We start from the raw sequence: 21818 nt of genomic DNA, 5'->3' as shown, positions 1-21818 counted from the left end.
AATTGCGTTTAACAGGAGCGGTTCATCAATGAAGGTTAGTATATTCGATGTTGCCAAGAAGTCAGGATTGTCGGTTGTAACGGTATCCCGAGTTCTTAATAAGTCGACATCCGTGCGCCAGAAAAATAAAGAAAAAGTGTTGCAGGCCATGAAGGACCTGGACTATCATCCGAACGCATCAGCCCGCAGTCTTGCAAGCGGCAAAACCGGTATTATCGGTCTAACTTTGACGACATTGCATGATACTGTTCTTGACGCTGTAGTCAAAGAAATTAATGATAGCTTGGCAGAGCAGGGCTATTTCCTGGCACTCTCCATCTCGCAGGGGGACGAAGATTCATTCGATCGTTCGATGTTTCAAGAGGACCGTGTAGATGGAGTTATTTTGCTCTCGCCAATTAATGCAGATATATATGTGATGGAGCTGAAGAAGCGGAAAATTCCTTTTGTCATCCTTGATAATCAGCAGCGCAATCCGACGGTTCCTTCTGTTATTGTTAATAATTTCAAAGGCGGATATGATGCAACCAAACATCTCATCGACCTTGGACATACCGAAATTGCTCATATTAGCGGGCCAGATCCGTTTCTGAGCAGCCGTGAGCGTGAGAGAGGGTTTCTGTTCGCGCTCGAAGAAGCAGGTTTGCAGCCTTTTGAAGTGGAGCAAGGATCGTTTGATATTCCTTCAGGCTACGCCATTGCCAAGCGCTGGATCGATGCAGGCAAGCTGCCCACAGCTGTATTCGCAGCAGATGACTTTATGGCCCTAGGCGTAATGGACGCGTTCAAAAACGAAGGGGTTCGCATTCCTCAAGATGTATCCGTCGTAGGTTTCGACGATCAGATCTATGCGGAAGAATTCCATCCTGCGCTAACAACCATCCGTTTGCCATTTGAGAAAATTGGGCGGCAGGGTGTAGATATTTTGCTGAAGCTAATCAAGGATTCTCCAAAAAGAAATACGATCATGGAGTTTGATCCGGAGTTAATGGTGAGGAAATCGACGGGAGCGCCTAGAGGGCGTTAAGTTTAAGAATCATGAGCAAAAGAGCCCGCGCAATTACTATTTATATAGTGATTGCGCGGGCTCTTTCTATTTATTTTGGCTGAGTCGCTATTAAGTCTAGTAGCAAGCCTGCTCAAGTGATTGAAGCGCGGTTATTAACTCCTGCTTTAATTGGGAATCGTTAATCATGCCTTCTTTATTAAGCTTCAAAGTAATATGTGGAATAATTAATGTCCCGCCCTCAACAATATCAGCATTAATCATTTTAAGAGTAAGCAGAAGTGAAGCATGAGCTTTGTCCCCGCCCATTGGAGTAGGTGAGGCACTAATTACCGCTGTAGGTTTATTCATAAACGCCGTTGTGGATACAAGCCAATCCAGCGCGTTTTTCAAAACGCCGGGCACACCGTTCCCATATTCGGGTGTACATATAAGCACGCCATCCGTTTCCTCAAGAAGTGCTCTTAGCTCTCTGACAGGCACCGGTCCTTCATCTAGATCCATGTCAGGGTTGAAATGCGGAAGGTCGCCTAACCCGCCATAGATAGTAAATTTCATGTTTGCGGGGGCTAATCCGATGACAGCCTTCATTAGCGATGTATTTGAGGAGTTTTGACGAAGACTCCCCGAAATAGCCAAGATTTTAATTTCCTTATTCATTCCACTTCATCTCATTTCTTCTATGATATTAAGCCCTCGATATGGAGTTGCCGTGTATTATGATAAACAGTCGCATTCATATTTATTATCTCATTTAAACACGAGTTTTCAAATAACTTCTGCCTATATTAAAATAAAACCCGATAATTGAATAGCGCTTTCACATAATAAAGTTTAAACGTTTAAACAAAATATACGACAAAATACACGTTAGATACTTATAAGAGACAAGTAAAGACAAAAACAGAAACCGTACGTTTTTGTACTAAGTAAAGGGAATCTATAATCCATAATAAACAAAAAAAATATTAATTGACATATTTTGAATGTCGGTATAAACTCATGTTGAATATTAAAGCGGTTTAACTTTCGTGAATGAAAAGCAATAACAGAGAGAAAAAGAGGTGATTTGAAAAGCGATTTCGAAGAAATGCAGAAGCAAAGTAATGGTGGAAAAAAGGGGACATACAAGAGAGCGATTAAGAGTTTTTTAAATTTGCTTCTTTTAAGGCCAAAAGGAATAGGAAACCAAATGGAAGGGGGCGGTTTTACTGAAGAACAGCAAATTTCAGAGACGGGAAAACAAACACTTTTATTTATTTATTTCGCCATGGATTATTGGTTTTCTCATATTTGCTTTATATCCAGTAGGCGCATCATTGTACTACAGCTTCACAGACTACGATATTATTAACCCGCCTGTTTTCGTGGGATTAAACAATTTCAAAGAGCTCTTTCAGGATGAACAGTTTTATAATTCGATAATGGTTACGCTCAAGTACACGCTTATTAGTGTTCCTATTACGTTATTTTTATCACTTATGTTTGCAATCTTGATTAATCAGAAAATTCCTTTTAACGGTTTTTTCCGAACAGCGATGTATTTTCCAAGTATGATTTCAGGCGTATCCATGGCCTTGTTATGGTTTTGGGTGTTTAATCCACAGGCGGGATTGTTTAACTATGGATTATCTTTTTTCGGAATTGACCCCATCCACTGGTTCCTGGATGAGAATTACGCTTTGTGGGCGCTCATCATTATGTCGTTCTGGGGACTCGGCGCAGGTATGCTTATTTTCCTAGCAGGGCTCCAAGGTGTGCCGGCTCATCTGCTGGAGGCAGCAAGGCTCGACGGTGCTGGCCGGTGGAAAACATTTTGGAACGTAACCTTTCCAATGATTTCGCCCGTTTTTCTGTTCCAGCTTATCATCGGTGTCATTGAATCCTTCCAAGTGTTTACACAGGCCTATACCATCACGCGTGGTGGACCGAACTACTCTACATGGTTTTACGTGTACAACATTTACATCAATGCGTTCAAAAATTTCCGCTACGGATACGCGTCTACCATGGCCTGGATCCTTCTCGTTGCAGTACTCGTTGTAACCTACTTTATCATGAGGACGTCGAAACGTTACGTTTACTACGAAGGAGGGGGCAGTAAATGAGTGAAGTGACCCATGACGCGACCTCAAAGCGGATTATTGTCAAAAGAAAGCTAAAGCTTTCGCAAATTGTTGGATTTCTTATTTTATTAGCGGTAACAATTACGATGCTGTCACCGGTTTGGTTTATGCTCTCGACATCTCTGAAGACGACGAAAGAAATGCTTATGTTTCCCCCAACAATTATTCCAAAAGTGTTTGCGTGGGAAAATTTCCGTGAATTGTTTACCAATACCGAAATTAAATTCGGGCAGCAATATAAGAACAGCTTGATTGTTGGCATATTCACAGTTATTGGAACGGTGCTTTCTTCATCATTCGTTGCCTTTGGATTTGCTAGATATAAGGGAAAAGGCAGCGGGCTTATGTTCATGCTAGTGCTCAGCACATTGATGCTTCCTTATCCAGCGATCATGATTCCGCAGTTCTTATTATTTATGAATCTGGGACTGCATGATTCGTTATTGCCGCTTATTCTGCCCGCTTTCTTTGGGTCAGCTTATATGATTTTTTTGTTGCGACAGTTTTTCTCTACGCTGCCTGACGAGCTTTATAACGCCGGCCGGATTGACGGCTGCAGTGAGTTCAGACTGTACTGGAATATTACACTGCCTTTAGCAGGACCAGCACTCGCTACGGTTGCTATATTTTCATTCATTTGGAGTTGGAATGACCTGCTCACCCCTGTACTTTACTTAGATTCGCAGGAGAACTTCACGCTTCCAGTAGGGATGGCTGCTATGCTGTCATCGAAGTTTCGTTTAGCGCCTTGGAATTTACTGATGGCCGCTTCGATTCTTTCCGTACTGCCAATTATCGTGTTGTTTGCGGTAGCACAGAAGAGATTCGTTGAGGGAATCGTACTTACAGGCATTAAATAGTTTTTTAAGCGTTTTAGCTTGCTTGTATGAAATCTAATAAAACCAAGGGGGAAATTAGAATGAAGAACAAGAAATGGTTATCCATTACCGCTATTCTCGCATTATCGATGTTTGCAACCGCTTGCTCAAACGGCGGAAACGAGGGTTCCGGTAAAGAAAAACAGGTAACGATCACGCATTATACGATTGACTCGCCGGACAGAACGTTTGTAGAGAAGCTGATTCCAGAGTTTGAAGCAAAACATCCGAACATTAAAGTAAAAGTGACTAAAGCACCTTATGAACAGTTTGATTCCAAGCTGCAATCGTCCATTGCTGCGAAAAATGCGCCGGACGTAACCTCTCACTGGGGTTATGGCGGTTTTATGGAATATTACAACAAAGATATGCTGATGGATATGACCCCTTATTTTGAGGATTTCAAAGCAGCAGACTACAATATTCCGGAAGATGTAATGAACATCTACAAGGTTGATGGTAAAACCTATGGTATTCCGTTAAACAGCTACGTGACCGTGATGCTGTACAACAAGGATCTTTTTGATAAAGCGGGACTTCCTTACCCTCCAACTGATTACGAGGATAAAAGCTGGACATTCGACAAAATGGTCGAATATGCGAAGAAGCTGACCGTAGACTCTGAAAATTTGGAGGAAGCTCAATATGGCGTCGACTTTGGATTCGGTGAGCGCGACCAACGTCCTCAATACTTCGGTGCAAATGTCTACTCTGATGATACATGGACAAATGGCGGCAAACCTTCCGAAATTAATCTGACTAAGCCTGATGTGATTGATGCTTACAAAACACTTTATGGTCTCATTCATGATTTGAAAGTGTCACCAACGCCAGCATTCTCCCAATCCGTATCCGGGCAATTCGGTGATCCGTTCCTATCGGGTAAAATCGCGATGTCTGTAGTTGGTTCATGGAGCCTTGCTGCCGCTGCAGATTTCAACTTTAAAGTAGGTGTTGCTGCGGTTCCAGTAAGTCCAAAAGGTGATGTGCGAAGCGTGCTTTACGTGGATCCATTATTTGTACTTAAGGATTCGAAACATCCGAAGGAAGCTGCGGAGTGGATTAAGTTCTTGGTTACAACTGAAATTCAGGAGAAATCGATCGAGCTTAGCGGAGGCAATCCTCCGGTCAACCAAGCAGCTGCTGAAAAGTATTACAGCAACTTTGAAGGCATCGATCCAGCAGGTATTAAGCAAGTATTCGAGGGTGCTTATAAATACGGCTTCGAATCATACAATCATTTAATTTCCAATTACTCTCAAATCAATGAGCTGTTCATCAATGAACTTTCAGGTGTAGAGAACGGAAAGCAGAAGGTTGAGGATGTGCTGCCAGTCATTGAACAGAAGCTGAAGGATCTTTTGGCAAGAGTGAATAAGTAATGGGTTAAGGGGAGGGGCGATTGAGGCTGCTCCCCTCCATTTTATACAAAGCATGATTACYACTAGTCTGAGGAAGGCGTTCTTATGAAGGTAAGCATTGTGGACGTTGCCAAAAAATCAGGATTATCCATTGTGACGGTATCAAGGGTATTAAACAATTTGCCAAGTGTCAGAAAGAGCAACCGGGAGCGGGTTCTTCAGGCTATGAAGGAGCTTGATTATCACCCTAATGCGTCTGCAAGGAGTCTTGCACGAGGAAAAACAGGCATAATCGGACTAGCGTTAACAACTTTGCATGACTCGTTTCTCGATGCGGTCGTCAAGGAGGTTAATGATCGACTTGCGGAAAATGGCTACTTTCTTGCATTATCGATTTCAACAGAAGAGGACGATCACATCCATCGATCATTATTTCAGGAAGGACGTGTCGATGGCGTCATCTTATTGTCGCCCATACGTGAGGATGAGTACGTACTAGAGCTTAAGAGAAACCGAATTCCATTTGTCATGCTCGATAATCAGCAGATGAATTCGCCTGCTACCTCTGTCATCGTAGACAATTTTTATGGTGGATATGAAGCAACCAAACATTTAATTGATTTGGGGCACAGGGATATCGCACATATTAGTGGTCCAGAGCTGTTTTTGAGCAGTCGAGAGCGTGAACGAGGATACCATGCCGCATTGGAAGAAGCGGGCATAACACCCTTCTGTGTGGAGCGCGGAGATTTTGAAATATCTACGGGTTATCGAATTGCTCGGGGCTGGATGGACGCTGGCAGACTGCCGACTGCGGTATTCGCGTCCGATGATAATATGGCGCTCGGCGCTATGAATGCTTTTATAATTGAAGGAATTCGAATACCTCAGCAAATTTCGATCATTGGATTTGATGATCAGATTCTTGCCACGGAGTTTCACCCGAAGCTGACGACGATGCGCCAGCCGGCCGCGCAAATTGGAAGGATGGGGGTTGAACTGCTGCTGAAGAGCATAAGCGGTGCAGCCAAAAGAAATGTCACTGTTCAATTGAGCCCAGAGCTAGTTATTCGGGAGACAACTTCTTTGAGGCAATAACAAACATGAAATCAAGGGAGTGTATCCGTTGAAATATTACTTGGGTGTAGATGGCGGCGGCAGCAAGACGTACACGCTAATTACAGATGAGTCGGGCAGAATTGTAGGAAAAGGGAATAGCGGTAACGGCAATCATCAGGTTGATTATGAGGCGGCCAAACGCAACATACGCGAATCGGTTGAGATGGCATTACAAGAAGCAAATGTAGTACGCAGTGACATTCAGTTCGCTTATTTTGGATTAGCTGGTGCAGACAGGGAAGCAGATTATGAAATATTGAGACCTATGATCGCAGAACTGGGATTTGCGAAGCATGAAGTGAATTGCGATACAGCGATAGCTCTTCGAGCGGGAACGGATCAGCCGTATGGCGTTGTACTGATTTGTGGTGCGGGAACGAACAGCGCGGGCGTTAACTCTCAGAATGAGTTTTATCAGTGTGGAGGCTTCTCTTATGCTTTCGGAGATTTCGGCGGTGGCAGCGACTTAGGCATTGAAGCTTTCCGCTCGGTTATCCGGGCTTGGGATGGGCGGGAGCGGCCGACTATATTGACGAACCTTCTGCTGCAGGACCAAGGCTACGACAGTGTGGAGAGCATGTTCAATGATTATTTGAATCACGATAAAACACCTCCGCTTAGAACGGTGAAGCTGCTGTTTAAAGCAGCAGAACAGGGAGATGAGGTTGCATTAACGATTTTGCGAGTGCAGGGGGAGGAGCTGGGCAAGTCGGCGCGGGCTGTCATTCAACGTCTGAGGATGGAGGCGGACAAGTTCGATGTTGTCCTTGCTGGCAGCGTACTAACTAGGGGAGAGGCAAGTTTTATTCACCCGTATATCGAACAAGCTGTCAAAAGCTGTGCTCCAGATGCATCATTAGTTAAGCTCGAGATTGAACCGGTTGTCGGAGCGGTATGGCTTGCTTTTGAAGCTGAAGGGAATACGCTGCCGCGGGAAGTATACGACCGTTTAAGATCCGTGTCGGAATATAGTTATTAATTTTTTTGGAGGGTACCGTTGACGGTGCTCTTTTTTTATTTGGCCTTTTAAAACAAATGTAATGAACGTGGCATATGAAGATGCTATTCAAATCGACTAGATTGTTTAATATCGTCTCATGGTGACGTATAGGTAAGTCGAGTTATGCTGGAGTAAGCTAATCATTTGGTTAAGTTTATAAAATATAGGCTGGAGAGCGAGGAATAGATGAACATGATAAAAAATGAAGGTATTCCAGTAGAACATGAACGTGTGAAGCTAACATCTCAAAATCCGATAATAACTACAATATATACGGCTGACCCTTCTGCTCATGTTTGGGAGGACGGCAAGGTTTATATTTATGCTTCACATGATATGGACCCGGCAAGAGGCTGTGATTTAATGGATCGATACCATGTGTACTCCTCTTCCGATATGGTGAACTGGTTGGATGAGGGTGAAATCCTTCGTTCGGACGATGTAGCATGGGGCAGGCCGGAAGGCGGCTTCATGTGGGCGCCCGATTGCGCCTACAAAAACGGAACCTATTATTTCTATTACCCGCATCCCAGCGGGTCAAATTGGAATGATACATGGAAAATCGGTGTGGCGACGAGTCAAAAACCAGGAAGCGGTTTTAAGGATCAAGGTTATATCTCGGGACTGGGCGGATTTGCACTCATTGATCCATGCGTGCTCGTTGACGATGATGGACGTGCTTATATGTATTACGGCGGGGGCAGCAGATGCGAGGGCGGCGAGCTGAACGACGATATGATGTCCATTAAAGGCGAAATGCGCGAGATGGAAGGACTGGAGGATTTTCATGAGGCGGCTTGGGTTTTCAAAAGGGCTGATCTCTACTATCTGACCTACGCCGATAATTTAGATGGAAACAACCGCATGAGATATGCTACCAGCAAGCATCCGCTTGGACCATGGACATATAGAGGTATTTTTCTAGAGCCGACTGGCTGTTCAACTACTCACGGTTCTGTGGCGGAGTTTAAGGGGCAGTGGTATTTGTTTTATCACAATCAGGAAATTTCGGGCCAAGGCAATTTAAGAAGCATGTGTATTGATTATTTGTATTTTAATGAAGATGGAACGATTCAGACCGTCGTTCAAACCAAAGAAGGCGTCAAGCCTGTAGGGGATGCTCCGGCTCCTAACACAAATCAGAAAACCTACTCTGCCAGCCGTGTGGACGGAGGAGCGGTTGTTGAAACAAACGAGCAMGGAGAAAGTGTCGTTAATCGTTTGGATATCGCGGGCTCTTATTGTGAGTTTCAAACTATCGACGGAGAAAAAGGCGGAAGAGCGGCCATTCATATTCGTTATGCAACAGCAGAGCGACTCGCCAAACTAAACCTGACCGTGAATGGTCATGATTATTCCTTGCTTAATGCACTGTCGACAGGAAGTCTGCTGGACTATAGCGGCCTTGCTAGTATTACCGTTCAGCTAGAGCCAGGTGATGATAATATCATTAGACTCACAGGCGGAAATGGCGAGATTAGTGTCGAAAGCATAACGGTTAGCCCGTTTCTGGATTGATGGAATAAGCAGCAGCCCCCGCGACAACAAATGGGGGCTGCTGCTTTTTAATTTGAAGAAATAAACTTAACAGAAACAGTCCGGCGCTGAGGATGATTGCTCTGCTTTCTTGTGTGATCGTTTGTTATCGTCTTCTTCAAATGAGATTAAGGCATGGGTCGCATGGCTGAGAATTGCGCCTGCTCTTGTGGATGCTGCAACCAAAACGGCCTCTACTATTTCCTCCCGCGTGCCCCCTAGCTCCTTGCATTTCTTCACATGCATATCAATGCAATAGGGGCATCCTGTCACATGAGCAACGGCTACAGCAATGAGCTCTTTCATTTTTGCAGGTATGGCATCAGAAGCATGATAAACGTCTTTTTCAAAAGCTAAAAAGGAACCTGCAGCCTGTGGAACGAGCTTAATCAGCTCTGGAATCCGGCTTAAATTCGAACGATCGTAATAATGGGTCATCATGTACCCTCCCGTTAAATAGGATTGATTCCTTATTAATTGTAGGGGAGAGCGATTCAAATCTCAGTGACATTGTCACAAATGCTGTTCTATTATACGGTTTAAGATGCCGCGATCCAATATGGTGATCTTTCCTCTGCTTAATGCAATCGCTCCTTGCTCCGCGAAGCTTTTTAAAATGCGGGTAATGACCTCGCGTGATGTCCCAATTTCTATAGCTAGTTGTTCATGAGTAAGCCGCAAGCAATCTCCCTTCACAGATTCCGAAATTAAATAGTCCGCAATGCGATAAGGGAGCGGCTGGAAAGCGACATTTTCCAGCAGCTTTGTCACATTCGTCATTCGATCAATAAATTGTTTATAAATATATTGCCTTATGGGTTTGATCGTGTTCATCCAGTCTCGAAATACGGAAACGGGCAGCAGCAACACGTCCGTTTCCTCCTCTATCGCAACCGATGCTTCATATTCAGTCTCGCCCAATATGCTTGCCATCATAAGGACGCAGCACTGACCGCTATGTACCCGGTATAAAGTAATTTCTCTGCCTGTTTGACTCAGCTTAAACACTCGAATTTGACCGCTGACAATAAACATAGCATGCTGCAAAATATGGCCTTCGCGAATGGAATGCGAGGTAGCCGGATTAATGGATAATAGCTGTGCAGCTTCCCAGCTCTCAGCAGGAAGATGGGCGAATGAGGGAAACATATGCTGAATTTGCTGTATTTGTTTGCGAGAAAGATGATTCATACACAGGCTCCTTAAGTGACGGATTGTGTACTATTTCTCTGTCTTTTTTGTTTTTCCTTTTATTAGAAGATTTACCCAACCTAAAAAAAGAATTGCACTGGCCATCGCAGGCCCGCACACTTCTATTTTTAGATAATGGCTATCTTCTTTATTGCTTTCCTTCGCTTCTTGCAAGCTCCTTGCGTACAATTGGGGCGACCTTAGTGCCGAGCAGTTCAATTGCTCGCAGTACCTCGCGGTGCGGCATCGTACCTACATTCACATGCAGGAAGAATCGAGTAACGCCTAGATTTTTGCGCAGCAAAAGAATCTTCTCCGCAACATATTCAGAATCACCCACATATAAAGCGCCTCGAAGGCTGCGGGCAGAGTCATAAGCTGCACGGCTATAATGCTGCCCCCAGCCGCGTTCACGACCAATGACATTCATCTGGGCCTGAGTTGGCGGGAAAAATAAATCGGCTGCCTGCTCCGTAGTTTCACCAACAAAACCGTGTGAATGTGTGGCGATTTGCAGCTTGCTAGGATCATGGCCAGCTTTTGCAGCTGCTTCTTTGTAAAGATCGACCAGCGGTGCAAAATTTTCAGGCATCCCGCCAATAATAGCGAAGGCGATAGGAAGGCCGAGCAGGCCTGCGCGAATCGCAGATTGTGCGTTGCCTCCGCTTGCGATCCAAACGGGAAGCGGGGTCTGAACTGGCCGCGGGTATACAGGTAGATTATGAATAGCAGGACGATGTCCACCGCGCCAATTGACCTTTTCGGAATCTCTAATAGCAAGAAGCAGCTCTAGCTTCTCTTCAAACAATTCATCATAATCTTCTAAGCTGTACCCAAATAGCGGGAAGGATTCAATAAATGATCCCCGCCCTGCCATAATCTCGGCTCTGCCGTTCGAGAGACCATCGAGTGTGGAAAACTGTTGAAATACACGAACCGGGTCGTCTGAGGACAGAACGGTAACGGCGCTGGTGAGTCTAATATTTTTGGTCATAGGAGCTGCTGCTGCCAGTACAACCGCAGGCGCAGTGCCAGCGTAATCAGCACGGTGATGCTCCCCAATACCATAAACATCTAGTCCAACTTGATCTGCGAGCACAATTTCCTCAACCGCATTGCGCAGACGTTCAGCATGGCTCATGATTACTCCGGTCACCGGGTCCGGTGTCGTTTCCAAAAAAGTACTAATTCCAATTTCCATATTTGCTGCCAAATCGGCCATAAGCATACGCCTCCTTTATTACCTATAGTTTACTCAATTTTTTATGGTTTCTCAAATTTAGTAAGCAGATAATTTCGATTGATTACTTCTCTAACGAATCGTAATATACTTATTAGGCAGAAAACGGCATCTTTTAAATTTTAACGAACCTGATTAACGTTATGGCATGCTGTATGAGGGGTTAGGAGCTGTTTTTCTCAAAATAGCGACGCTGGAGTTCGTTACATATTTAATCCATTACGAATCGATTAAATAAGAGCTGCTAGGTTCGTTAGCGATAAATCCAATACAAATTCCGGGCAAAGGAGCACATAGTTAACAGTGATTCACTCAGGCATTCGCTTTGTCCAAGCCTCCATAAACAAAACAAGGGCTGTTCCAAATGTAGATTTCTACTTTTGGGACAGCCCCTTTAGATATATAGCAGTACGTGATTACTTGATTTAGACGTTACCCATATAGCTGCGTGTTAGATTCGGCATGATAAGTACATCGTTTTTGCTGTATTTTGCATACAGCTCGGAGAGGGATTGAATAAACGGTTCATACTGTTCGTCAGTCTCTTTTGGCGCATAGGAGCCGGATAAATTACGTCCAATAAAATGGTCTAAATCAAATTCCAAATGGTATTCAAATACTTTAAATTCATAGCTACCGTTTCGGAAAAACTGCTCATACACGTTAGGAGTCTTATCGATACCGCCGCTAAATCCTTTAAATGCAGGGCAATACTTTTGGCAGATCGCTGCGTTTTCAATAACGAGCTCGCTTGAAGCATCTCTGCTATTCCACACTAAGGCAACGTTAGCATCTGGTTTTAGTATTCTTTGGCACTCGAGCTTAAACTGCTCCTTGTCAAACCAATGAAAGGCTTGGGCAACCGTAATTAAATCAATACTTTGGCCTTGCAGCGGCGTATGCTCAGCAGCACCATTTATAGAGGTAAACTTAGCATAATGATTTAATTCTTTTTCTGCGGTGGATCTCATATCCTCATTAGGTTCAATGGCAATGACCTTTAAATCTTGATCCAGCAGCTGCTTCGTAAGTATTCCAGTGCCGGAACCAATATCGGCTACAGTATGATCCCGTGATAGGTTATTGCTCTGAATAAGATAGTTAATATAAGCTATTGGATAATTGGAACGGTATTCGGAGTAAATTGTGGCTTTGCCTGTAAAGTTATCTTTTGTCCCCAAAATAAATAGCCTCCCGTAAATGATTTATTTTGAATACCGTATGTTTACTGATTTTCTTTAATTGTAGCGCTTGTCTTGCCATTAGTCGATGCAGGAAGATATGATGAAATAAATAACAAGTCTACGAACAGCGAGGGGTAGATAAAATGGTAATTGACCACAAGCAATGGAAACCTGAAGTATTGGCGTATCTTGAACGAATAGGTTATAAAGGCCCGATCGACAACAGTTTGGCAACACTTACGGAGCTCCAGAACTGCCATGTACATACCGTACCCTACGAAAACTTAGATATTATAAATCGGGTTCCGCTATCATTGGAAATTCCCGACCTGTTCAATAAAATCGTTACAAAGCAGCGCGGTGGCTATTGCTTTGAGTTGAATGCACTGTTTGGTTGGTTGCTAGCCGAGCTCGGCTTTAACGTGACGAACTATTTTGCCCGGTTCTGGCGTGATGAAACACAGACACCGCCAAAACGCAGGCATCATATTTTACAGGTATTAGCTGAAGGAAAGCCGTATCTATGCGATGTGGGAGTAGGCGGTATTGCACCACAAAACCCGATCCTTTTGGTAGAAAATGTCGTCCATGAGCAAAAGAATGAAGCGTATCAGCTGGAGCGGGATGCCTTTTTTGGCTGGGTGCTGCTGGAGAGGAAGAAGGGGGAATGGAGCCGCCTTTATACCTTTACCGAGGAACCGCAGCTGCCGCAGGATTTCATTATGACTTCCTACTGGTGTGAGCATGCACAAGATTCGATATTTGTGAGCACGCCGATGGCAGCCATTCGGACAGCTGAAGGAAGAAATACGATCGCAGGCGAAGAGTTTCGTATATTTACGACAGAGGGCGTTCAGGTAGTTACACCTTCTACACAAGAGGAATATGCGGAAGCATTACGTAAATATTTTGGAATTGTCATATCCGTATAGCTTGTTAAGCAATTGGATTTATATTTCTATCATACTAATGGGCTGTCTCAAAAGTAGATTAATCTACGGTTGGGACAGCCCATTTTTTACGTATATGCTGACAGATTGTTGTCATATGACAAGAAAATGACAACTCTCACTATATAAAAGGGATAATTTGGATTATACTGTTTATAGGTAATTAGTATCATGTAAATGATAGAAATGCTAAAGGTAAATAGATAATAAGAATTATTTTTGAGGTGAAAACAATGGCTGAGTATATCATGTTTCGAGAGATTTGGACACCTTTCCGATTGGTAGGCATTCGACTGTTCAAGGATGAACATACTAAATATTGGTATAAAATTGGGAGCAATCATCGAAAACGGATGTTTAAGTGAATGTAACGAGCAGACTTTCCATCGGATGGTCTGTTTTTTTATTCCAAGCACGAACGCGGTATTCATAGTAGAAGAGCCAATGCTATAATGAAGTTAAATTTCTTCTGGGCTTCCTTTAATTGATTAGGGCGTGTCTGAGAACTCTGAGGACAGCAAATTTTGCCGAATTTTCGTTCCATGCAAGGCGCGTTTGTGAAGGCGTACCGGGGTACGTCAAGCAAACGGAACGAAGCAGGGGGCGAAAAGGCGGTGAAAGGTGCCACTGAACGGGTTTTCAGACACGCCCTATCTATATTTAAATAATGAATTCTTTCCATATCTAGCAACTGGGGAGTGCGACTTCTTGATTGAGATATCAGGTTATCAAATGATCGATGAAATAGGCAGTTATGATGATATAAACCTATATAGAATGATTCGCCAAGCGGATAACATTACGGTTATCGCCAAAACCACATGTGACATCTATCCAGGACCAAACGTGGTTGCTGCATTTCAGCATGAGTATGAGTTGCTCGTTAAGCTCGGCGGACGAGGAACGTTAGAAGCATACAGTCTGGAAATGTTAGCAGACAGACCTGTTCTGATTTTGCAGGATATCGGAGGCAGTACGCTAGATCGAGTATTGCGCATGCGCGATAACCCTTTTATGCATGAAGCGTTGCTGGCCATCGCAGTATCGGCAGCAGATAGCCTGATGCAAATACATCGTGAAAAAATAATACTCAATGAAATAACCCCCTTTCATCTCATCGCTAATCCCGATACCTATGAAGTGAAGCTTATTGATATTCGAATGTGTTCAACTGAACTTAACAAGAGTCCGCTTCCATTAACAACAGGCAGGCCTGACTTCATTTTGTCCTATATCTCTCCAGAACAGACGGGCAGAACGGGAATGATCCCCGATTACCGCTCAGATTTCTATTCGCTCGGCGTCACCTTATACGAATGGATGTCGGGAAGCCTTCCTTTTGAATCACAAGATGTAATGGATGTTATATATCGGCATATTGCCAGCACGCCTGAACCTCTGCATAAGAGGTATCCCTCTATACCCGAGATGGTATCTGCTATTGTAAGCAAGTGTATGGAGAAGATGCCTGATGCGAGGTATATCAGTGCATTCGGGTTGAAGTCGGACTTGGAGGAATGTCTGCATCAATTCCAGTTATCTGGAGAAGTAGAAGCTTTTGCACTGGCAAGCCGTGATATTTCCGATCTTTGGAGGACTTCAAGCCAGTATTACGGCAGACGCTCAGAGCAGCAATGCTTGCAAGATGCACTGCAGCGAGCGTCGTTAAGCGCTGCGGAGGTTATCTGGGTTAGTGGCAACGGAGGAATAGGGAAAACGTCCTTTGTGAATGAAACGCTTAGAAAATCGATGCCGCTTGAAGTTTATTTTGTTACGGGCAAATTCAATCCGCAACAAGCGGCAAAACCCTACGACGTATGGATTCAAGCCATTGATGAATTGGTTAGCCTGATGCTCATGGAGAGCAAGCTGCAGGCAGAGGTTTGGAAGCTGCGCATTATAGATGCCTTAAATGGGTATGGACAGCTGTTGATTGAATTGGTTCCAAAGCTGGAGCTGCTGATTGGAGAGCAGCCAGCGGTACTTTCATTGCCGCCAGTGGAAGCACAGCGCCGTTTTCACCTTATTTTGAGCCGTTTTATTCATCTATTCCTTCACCGGGACTGCCCGTTGGTTTTGTTCTTTGATGATCTTCAATGGGCGGATGAAGAATCGCTTCAATATCTTGCTTATCTTCTAGAGGATAGGGACATCAATCATTTACTCGTCATCTTGGCTTATCGGGATGGAGAAATTACGCCGCTGCATCCGCTGAGCCGTTTGGAGAATCATTTTGAAGAGCACAACACAAAGAACAGCCGTATTCATCTGGAGGCTTTGGAAGCCGCTGATTTAACCAGCCTTCTAAGCGACACCATGGGCTGCGAAGCTGCTGAAACCGATGAGCTGGCTGCTGTATTGCTCCATAAGACGGAAGGCAATCCTTTTTTTCTAAAGCAATTTATTCAGGATTTGGTTGATGATGAGCAAGTTATGTTTGATGAACCGAGCAGGCGCTGGCAGTGGGATTTGCAGCTAATTGCTGAAAGGAACGTTCCGGCCAATACGGCTGATTATATATCGGATAAGATGAAGCTTTTCCCGGATCAGATGGTTTATGTGCTTGGGCGGGCAGCTGTTCTTGGCACCAGCTTTGATGTAGATATGCTTGTTCCCATTACGAATCTACCCTTGCAGGAGCTTGAAGAAGTGCTGGAGAAAGCCGAGCGTGAACAATTATTGCAGCCAGTTAAGCTCGGAAACGGAAAAATTTATCAATTTCAGCATGATCGCATTCAGCAGGCTGCCTATCATCTTGTATCCGAGGATGAGCTTCCCGCATTGCATTGGAGAATCGGATCGCTGCTTGCGGACCGTGTAGCATTCACTGAAGATGCAAATGTATTCGAAGCCGTCAATCATTTCAATCAGGCATGGAAACAAATAGAACGTCTAGAGCAGAAGCTGGAACTCGCCGAGCTGAACTTAAAGGCGGCCTTGAAAGCGAAACAATCGACCGCATATGAGACATCACTAGGCTATTTGCGTCATGCTGCTGCCCTTATCGAAGAGGAATGTTGGAAAAATAGCTACTCGCTTGCCTTCCGAATATTCAGAGAACGCGCCGAGGCGGAATATTTATGCGGTCATTTTGCGAAAGCACATGATTTATTTAATTTGTTGATCAGCAAAGCGGAAACTAATTTAGATAAAGCGCTCGTTTGGACCATGAAAATTCAATTAGAGGCAACGAATGACAATTACGACGAGGTCCTTTCTTTGGGCCGTCAAACGTTGGAGCTATTGGATATTCACCCTCGTTTTGAGCCAAACACATTCGAATTGACTGTGCAGTGGTTAAAGCTCAGAAGCAAAATTAAGAAACATTCGATAGCATCGCTGCAGCAACTACCGCCAATGACAGATGAAGTACGGAAAGCTGCTATGACCGCGATGGTCTATACGAGTAATGCCAGTTTTTTTGTAAATCAAAAAGGCTGGCTTGCTACTACGTTTACCATGGTCGAAATGACACTGGATTACGGCATGGCCCCGGAGTCTTCAATCGGTTTTGTCGGTTATGCCATGTTCCTGAATTTTCAGTTTCGGCATTATAAAGAGGCATTCGAATGGGGGATGCTCGCCTGTGAATTATCGAAGCCGTACCCTATACTGCATGTTAAGACACTTACTTCATTCACCCTTTGTTACGACAGCTGGCGCAAATTTGATCCGATGATGCTGAAGACCTTTTCCGAGCATGCTGGGAAAGTTGGACTGGAATCGGGAGATCTGTGGCACAGCAATCAAAGTGTATTAATTAATTGTGCAACTCTGCTGCAATATGGTCATCCGCTTAGTGATATTTATAACCGGTTAATTGCGCATTCAGGCGATTTTTTGCGCCATAATAATACGCTTCATTGGAAGCAAGCCGTTTTGCTTGCTAATCTCCTTGTCCGTTTAACGGGATATCGCGCGCCGAATGATCCATTTATGGAAACAGATATCTTTAGCGAGGATTTTGCCGGATCGGTGCACGGAGATCAATTTAATACGATTCAAGAGCTGGTTTGCACGCTTCATTATTTGCCTGGCTATTTTTTTGGTCAGTATCAGGAAGCAAATGAAGCTTTGAAGAGAGCAGCCGCAATTATTTCTTTGCGTAATGATAACTATGAGAGCACCGTACAATATTTCTATGAATCGTTAGTGCTGGCACAGCTTTATGAGGATGTTTCCGTACAGGAGCAAAAAGAATTTTTGACAACTATTAAGAAGCATATGAAAAGAATGAAAGTGCTCACTTCGCGTTGTCCAGAAAACTATAAGCATAAATATTTGCTCATTAAAGCTGAAATGGCGCGGATTACACGAAAGAGCCGTCAAGCGGAGGAGCTGTTTGAGCAGTCGATTGAGGCAGCGCGTGCTTATGGATATATACATGATCTTGCAATAGCAGCGGAATGCCTTGCAAAATTTGCCCTTCGTCAAGGCAGGCAGCAGCTCGCGAAAATCTATATGACGGAAGCGTATGAAGCTTATATTGAATGGGGGGCGGCTGCGAAAGCGGCTGATCTGGAACAAAAATATGGGCATCTGCTCCACATCAGACGGGAGTCGGGCCTTGAAAGTGTGGATTATCTCTCAGCAGTCATGTCCGCGCAAGCATTATCGGGCGAAATGGAAATGAATCGTTTGCTCGATACGCTGATGCGTATCATGCTTCATAATGCTGGCGCGGAATATGGCGTGCTTATTTTTGGTCACGAAGACAATTGGGTTGTTGAGGCGTATGGAACAGCAGAGGAGCTTCACATTGAAACCGTGCCCCTTGCGGAGGAATCGGAAATCGCCTCAGCGGCTATTATTGGCTATGCAGCACGAACGAAAGAGGAAGTTGTCCTGCATGATGCAGCCCATGAAGGGATGTTCGTCCGAAATCCGTATGTTAAAAATAATGGATTAAAGTCGGTTTTATGTCTGCCTATCATGCATCAGAATAAGCTGATTTGCTTGCTTTATATGGAGAATAAGCTATCGACGAGCGTCTTCACACCGCAGCGGCTTGATGTTCTGAAGCTGCTCGGCTCCCAGTGCGCCATTTCCATAGAAAACGCTAAGCTTTATTCGGGGATACAATATCTTAAAAACAACTTAGAGGCACAAGTCGTCGAGCGGACTCGCAGTCTTGAGAGATCGATGCAAGAGACGTCTGCTGCGCTTGCCGAAGCTTCTGTTTATGAGGAACGGAGCCGCATTGCCCATGATATTCATGATATTGTCGGTCATTCACTTACCTCGACGATCCTTCAGATTGAAGCTGGAAAGCGTCTGCTGCACAAGGACATGGAGGGTGGCATGCAGCGGTTGAAAGAAGCGCAGGATCTAGCAAGGCATAGCTTGAATGAGATCCGCGGCTCTGTCCATATGTTGAAGGAGGACAAGTTCGCTGACCTCGGACAAATGCTGAATCGGCTCATTCAAGATACAGAGCGCAATATGGAAGTAGAAGTTCATGCAGTGATTCAGCCTTTGCCGAAGCTGTCGACAGCGCATAAGAAGGCGATCTATCATGCGCTCCAAGAAGGCTTAACCAATGGCATCCGGCATGGGGGGAGCAAGGAATTCCGCTTTAGTTTGCAAACCGTCGGCACCTATTTGCAGTTCAGGCTTGAGGATTGCGGAATTGGAGCCCCTGAGATTGCGCTCGGATTTGGGTTAAAGGCGATGAAAGAGCGAGTGGAACAGCTGGGCGGAAGCCTCTCTATTGAATCATGGCCAAATCAAGGCTGTCTGTTAAAGATCGATTTGCCCTACAAGATACGATTGAATGGAGAGAGGGAATGAATAAGATAACGATTGTAATTGCCGATGATCAGATGCTGACACGGGAAGGACTTCGAACCATACTGGACTTAGAAGATGATTTCGAGATCGTTGGCGTAGCTAAAAATGGGGAAGAGGCGTGTGAAATGGCAGAGACGCTTCAGCCACACCTTATGCTGCTGGACATTCAAATGCCGATTATGGATGGAATCACCGCTTTAAAACGAATAAAGCAGAGCTCGCCCAACATTTTTATTTTGTTTTTAACGACATTCATAGACGCGGATTATATTGTAGAGGGCATGGCGCATGGGGCAAGCGGCTATATGCTGAAGGATATGGACATCGATAAAATGATTGCCGCGATTCGTGATACGATATCCGGGCAGTTTATTCTTCCAGCCGCGGTTGCAGCCAAACTGGCTGAGAGGATGAACAGGTTTACAGAAGATCACGAGCAATGGCAAAATCCGAGCCAGCGCCACATCCAGCTGACAGATCGCGAGAAAAAGTTGGCACAGCTTATTATACGCGGACTGAACAATCGAGAAATTGCTGATGCGTTGTTCATAGCCGAAGGTACAGCACGCAACTACATCAGCAATCTCTATAGCAAACTGGAAGTTGTTGATCGCGCACAGGCGATTATTCGCCTGCAAGGCTTGATTTGATTCATGGCATTAAGTGATGCCCGTATCCGCTGGGACAAGACGTTTTTGCATGCGCTGCTCATTCAGCAGCTCCATCATCCATGTTTCAATTTCTTTCGTATGCTGCGTGGCATAGGCTGGATTCGCAAGATTGCGATTTTCTAGAGGATCTTCGGTTAAGTTGTACAGCTCAAATTCCTCAGGAGCCGGCTCCGTTTTCACTTGTGTCGCCCACAGCGGGTACTGTTCACCTTTCGCAGCATCAGCTTGCAAAAAGGTTACATCTTGTACGCCTGGTTGGCTCCAAAATTGCACGTTGTCATAGTAACGGGAGTATTTCCACAATTGTTTCTTGCCATCGGTAATGATCGTCATGAGGACAGACTCAATATGATTAGGCTGAACAACGGATGCATAGGCTTCCCCGAGTGGATTTACTTGGTGCTGGCCGCGTGTCACGTCGTCATCGGTCATGAAATATACAGGACTATCGCCGGTTACCGCCGGTTTTTGTTCCAAAATGATAGGAGTGAGGTCGCGCCCAACAAAAGGGCGGGCTTCGCTGAATCTCTTTTGCAAGCAGCATTGAATGGTATGGATGTCCACATTCGCAAGTCCAAGCATAGTAGGTAGCAAATCAACATGGCTTGTAAGGGTATCCACATTTTTATTATGCGGAAAAAGATGTTTATTATGAATAAGGAATGGCACATGCAGAAACTCTTCATAGGCACAGTACCATTTCTGATGAAGATTTCCGTGAGATCCGAGCAAATCTCCATGGTCTGAGGTGAAAATAACGATCGTATTGTCATAAAATGATGAGCGAGCAAGCGCCTCGTATACTTTTAACATTTGCTGATCGGCATTTTTTTGCAGCTGGTAATAAAGCTGACGGTAAAATGGATTGTCGATAATCGGCTGCAGTGCCTTAGGGTAAGTATCGCGATAGCTTGCTTGGCAGCGTGGTTTCGTAAGCAGCGATTCGTTCATCGTTGGTGGCGGGGAAACGGATGGTACCGTAGGCTCCACTTCGAAACGGAAGGCGGGCAGATGCGCGGTGAGCGCACCGTACAAAACAATATCGTGCGGGTTAACGAAGGAAGCAATGACTAACCATGGCTTGGCATTTTTATCATTGCTTTTTTGACGATCAAGGTTTTCAAGCAGCATCACGGTTTCCTCACCATAAACCACATCGCGTCCGCTTATTCCAAAACCTGCAGAGGAGGCGGAATTACGCGGATTTTTTCCATTTGGCTCCGGACCAATCCAGTCAGAGAAGCCGAAGTCATCTAAGCGATTAGCTTGGTAATATAAGTCGGTTCGCTCTCTGTCAGGTACGCCTGTCAAAGGATCAAAGCTTGGAATGCTGTTGTGGGTGCCAGGCACGATAATATCTGCATTGGTTATATGCCATTTCCCTTTGTAGTGCGTCTGATAGCCGGCTTCGCGGAAATAGTCGCCCATCGTAGGAACGGTGTTTTTATCCAGCCAATGCACATCGGAATCGAAAGACTCTTTGGCGATTCCAACCGTTTGGCTGACGCCGTGGAGCGATGGGTAATGTCCGGTAAATAAGGTTGCCCGGCTTGGGCAGCATGCGGAGCTCCCGATGTAGTGCCTATGGAACTCCATAGAGTTTTCTTTCAACAGCTCCTGTGCGATTAGATTTTTTTTGCGCCATTTTTTTATTTCGGCGTTCTCATATACAGGGGGATAACGTTCCTCATCCACCAGGATGACAAGAAAATTAGGCTTATCGAGCTTTCGTAAAGCTTGCTGATTACGTTTCATGGCATACACAC

General features: G+C 44.7%; 16 protein-coding genes. 10 read left to right on the top strand and 6 right to left on the bottom strand.

The features are described from left to right. The first annotated feature begins 28 nt into the window (after positions 1-28). The gene (locus tag AC1DPK_RS28935; protein ID WP_339206155.1) at positions 29-1027 is read left to right on the top strand and encodes a LacI family DNA-binding transcriptional regulator; all 999 of its coding nucleotides are present in this window, start codon (positions 29-31) and stop codon (positions 1025-1027) included. A gap of 96 nt (positions 1028-1123) precedes the next feature. Here the strand turns inward: AC1DPK_RS28935 and AC1DPK_RS28930 are convergent, their stop codons facing one another. Then, positions 1124-1666 (bottom strand): NADPH-dependent FMN reductase, encoded by a 543-nt coding sequence (locus AC1DPK_RS28930; protein ID WP_477512419.1) that lies wholly within the window; start codon positions 1664-1666, stop codon positions 1124-1126. Positions 1667-2217: 551 nt separating this feature from the next. Here AC1DPK_RS28930 and AC1DPK_RS28925 point away from each other — a divergent pair. The 6 genes from AC1DPK_RS28925 to AC1DPK_RS28900 all read left to right on the top strand — a co-directional run bounded on the left by AC1DPK_RS28925 (position 2218) and on the right by AC1DPK_RS28900 (position 9008). After that, positions 2218-3114 carry a carbohydrate ABC transporter permease gene (locus AC1DPK_RS28925; protein WP_076268610.1) on the top strand — a complete coding sequence of 299 codons (897 nt, stop codon included), beginning with the start codon at positions 2218-2220 and terminating at the stop codon, positions 3112-3114. Continuing rightward, positions 3111-3992 carry a carbohydrate ABC transporter permease gene (locus AC1DPK_RS28920; RefSeq protein WP_477512418.1) on the top strand — a complete coding sequence of 294 codons (882 nt, stop codon included), beginning with the start codon at positions 3111-3113 and terminating at the stop codon, positions 3990-3992. Before AC1DPK_RS28925 ends, AC1DPK_RS28920 begins: the two co-directional genes overlap by 4 nt. Positions 3993-4051: 59 nt before the next feature. Beyond that, on the top strand, positions 4052-5392 hold the full coding sequence (locus tag AC1DPK_RS28915; protein WP_179089816.1) for an ABC transporter substrate-binding protein: 1341 nt from the start codon (positions 4052-4054) through the stop codon (positions 5390-5392). Positions 5393-5476: 84 nt separating this feature from the next. Further along, positions 5477-6469, top strand: coding sequence for a LacI family DNA-binding transcriptional regulator (locus tag AC1DPK_RS28910; protein WP_441881146.1), 993 nt, complete (start codon positions 5477-5479; stop codon positions 6467-6469). Positions 6470-6497: 28 nt separating this feature from the next. Then, positions 6498-7469: an N-acetylglucosamine kinase gene (locus tag AC1DPK_RS28905; RefSeq protein ID WP_477512417.1), complete on the top strand. Its 972-nt coding sequence runs from the start codon at positions 6498-6500 to the stop codon at positions 7467-7469. Positions 7470-7676: 207 nt separating this feature from the next. Further along, the gene (locus AC1DPK_RS28900) at positions 7677-9008 is read left to right on the top strand and encodes a family 43 glycosylhydrolase (protein WP_477512416.1); all 1332 of its coding nucleotides are present in this window, start codon (positions 7677-7679) and stop codon (positions 9006-9008) included. A 66-nt stretch (positions 9009-9074) separates the two neighbouring features. Here AC1DPK_RS28900 and AC1DPK_RS28895 read toward each other — a convergent pair whose 3' ends face one another. The 4 genes from AC1DPK_RS28895 to AC1DPK_RS28880 all read right to left on the bottom strand — a co-directional run bounded on the left by AC1DPK_RS28895 (position 9075) and on the right by AC1DPK_RS28880 (position 12638). Continuing rightward, positions 9075-9467 (bottom strand): carboxymuconolactone decarboxylase family protein, encoded by a 393-nt coding sequence (locus AC1DPK_RS28895; protein ID WP_477512415.1) that lies wholly within the window; start codon positions 9465-9467, stop codon positions 9075-9077. A 72-nt stretch (positions 9468-9539) separates the two neighbouring features. After that, positions 9540-10217 (bottom strand): Crp/Fnr family transcriptional regulator, encoded by a 678-nt coding sequence (locus AC1DPK_RS28890; protein WP_477512414.1) that lies wholly within the window; start codon positions 10215-10217, stop codon positions 9540-9542. A 148-nt stretch (positions 10218-10365) separates the two neighbouring features. Further along, positions 10366-11418 (bottom strand): LLM class flavin-dependent oxidoreductase, encoded by a 1053-nt coding sequence (locus tag AC1DPK_RS28885; RefSeq protein ID WP_477512422.1) that lies wholly within the window; start codon positions 11416-11418, stop codon positions 10366-10368. 464 nt (positions 11419-11882) lie between these two features. Then, on the bottom strand, positions 11883-12638 hold the full coding sequence (locus tag AC1DPK_RS28880) for a class I SAM-dependent methyltransferase (RefSeq protein WP_477512413.1): 756 nt from the start codon (positions 12636-12638) through the stop codon (positions 11883-11885). 146 nt (positions 12639-12784) lie between these two features. Here AC1DPK_RS28880 and AC1DPK_RS28875 point away from each other — a divergent pair, with 146 nt between their 5' ends. The 3 genes from AC1DPK_RS28875 (at position 12785) to AC1DPK_RS28865 (ending at position 20031) form a co-directional block, all read left to right on the top strand. Further along, the gene (locus AC1DPK_RS28875; RefSeq protein ID WP_477512412.1) at positions 12785-13573 is read left to right on the top strand and encodes an arylamine N-acetyltransferase family protein; all 789 of its coding nucleotides are present in this window, start codon (positions 12785-12787) and stop codon (positions 13571-13573) included. Between the two features lie 726 nt (positions 13574-14299). Beyond that, the gene (locus AC1DPK_RS28870; RefSeq protein WP_477512411.1) at positions 14300-19381 is read left to right on the top strand and encodes an AAA family ATPase; all 5082 of its coding nucleotides are present in this window, start codon (positions 14300-14302) and stop codon (positions 19379-19381) included. Beyond that, on the top strand, positions 19378-20031 hold the full coding sequence (locus AC1DPK_RS28865; RefSeq protein WP_430055984.1) for a response regulator transcription factor: 654 nt from the start codon (positions 19378-19380) through the stop codon (positions 20029-20031). The genes AC1DPK_RS28870 and AC1DPK_RS28865 overlap by 4 nt, the downstream gene beginning before the upstream one ends. Before the next feature lie 9 nt (positions 20032-20040). Here AC1DPK_RS28865 and AC1DPK_RS28860 read toward each other — a convergent pair whose 3' ends face one another. Further along, a complete protein-coding gene (locus AC1DPK_RS28860) occupies positions 20041-21807 on the bottom strand; it encodes a sulfatase family protein (protein ID WP_477512410.1) in 1767 nt (588 codons plus the stop codon). Between the last annotated feature and the right edge of the window lie 11 nt (positions 21808-21818).

This window comes from Paenibacillus sp. 01T424, assembly GCF_056398745.1.
The sequence above is the reverse complement of the archived record's forward strand: the minus strand, read 5'-3'. Positions and strand labels throughout refer to the sequence as shown.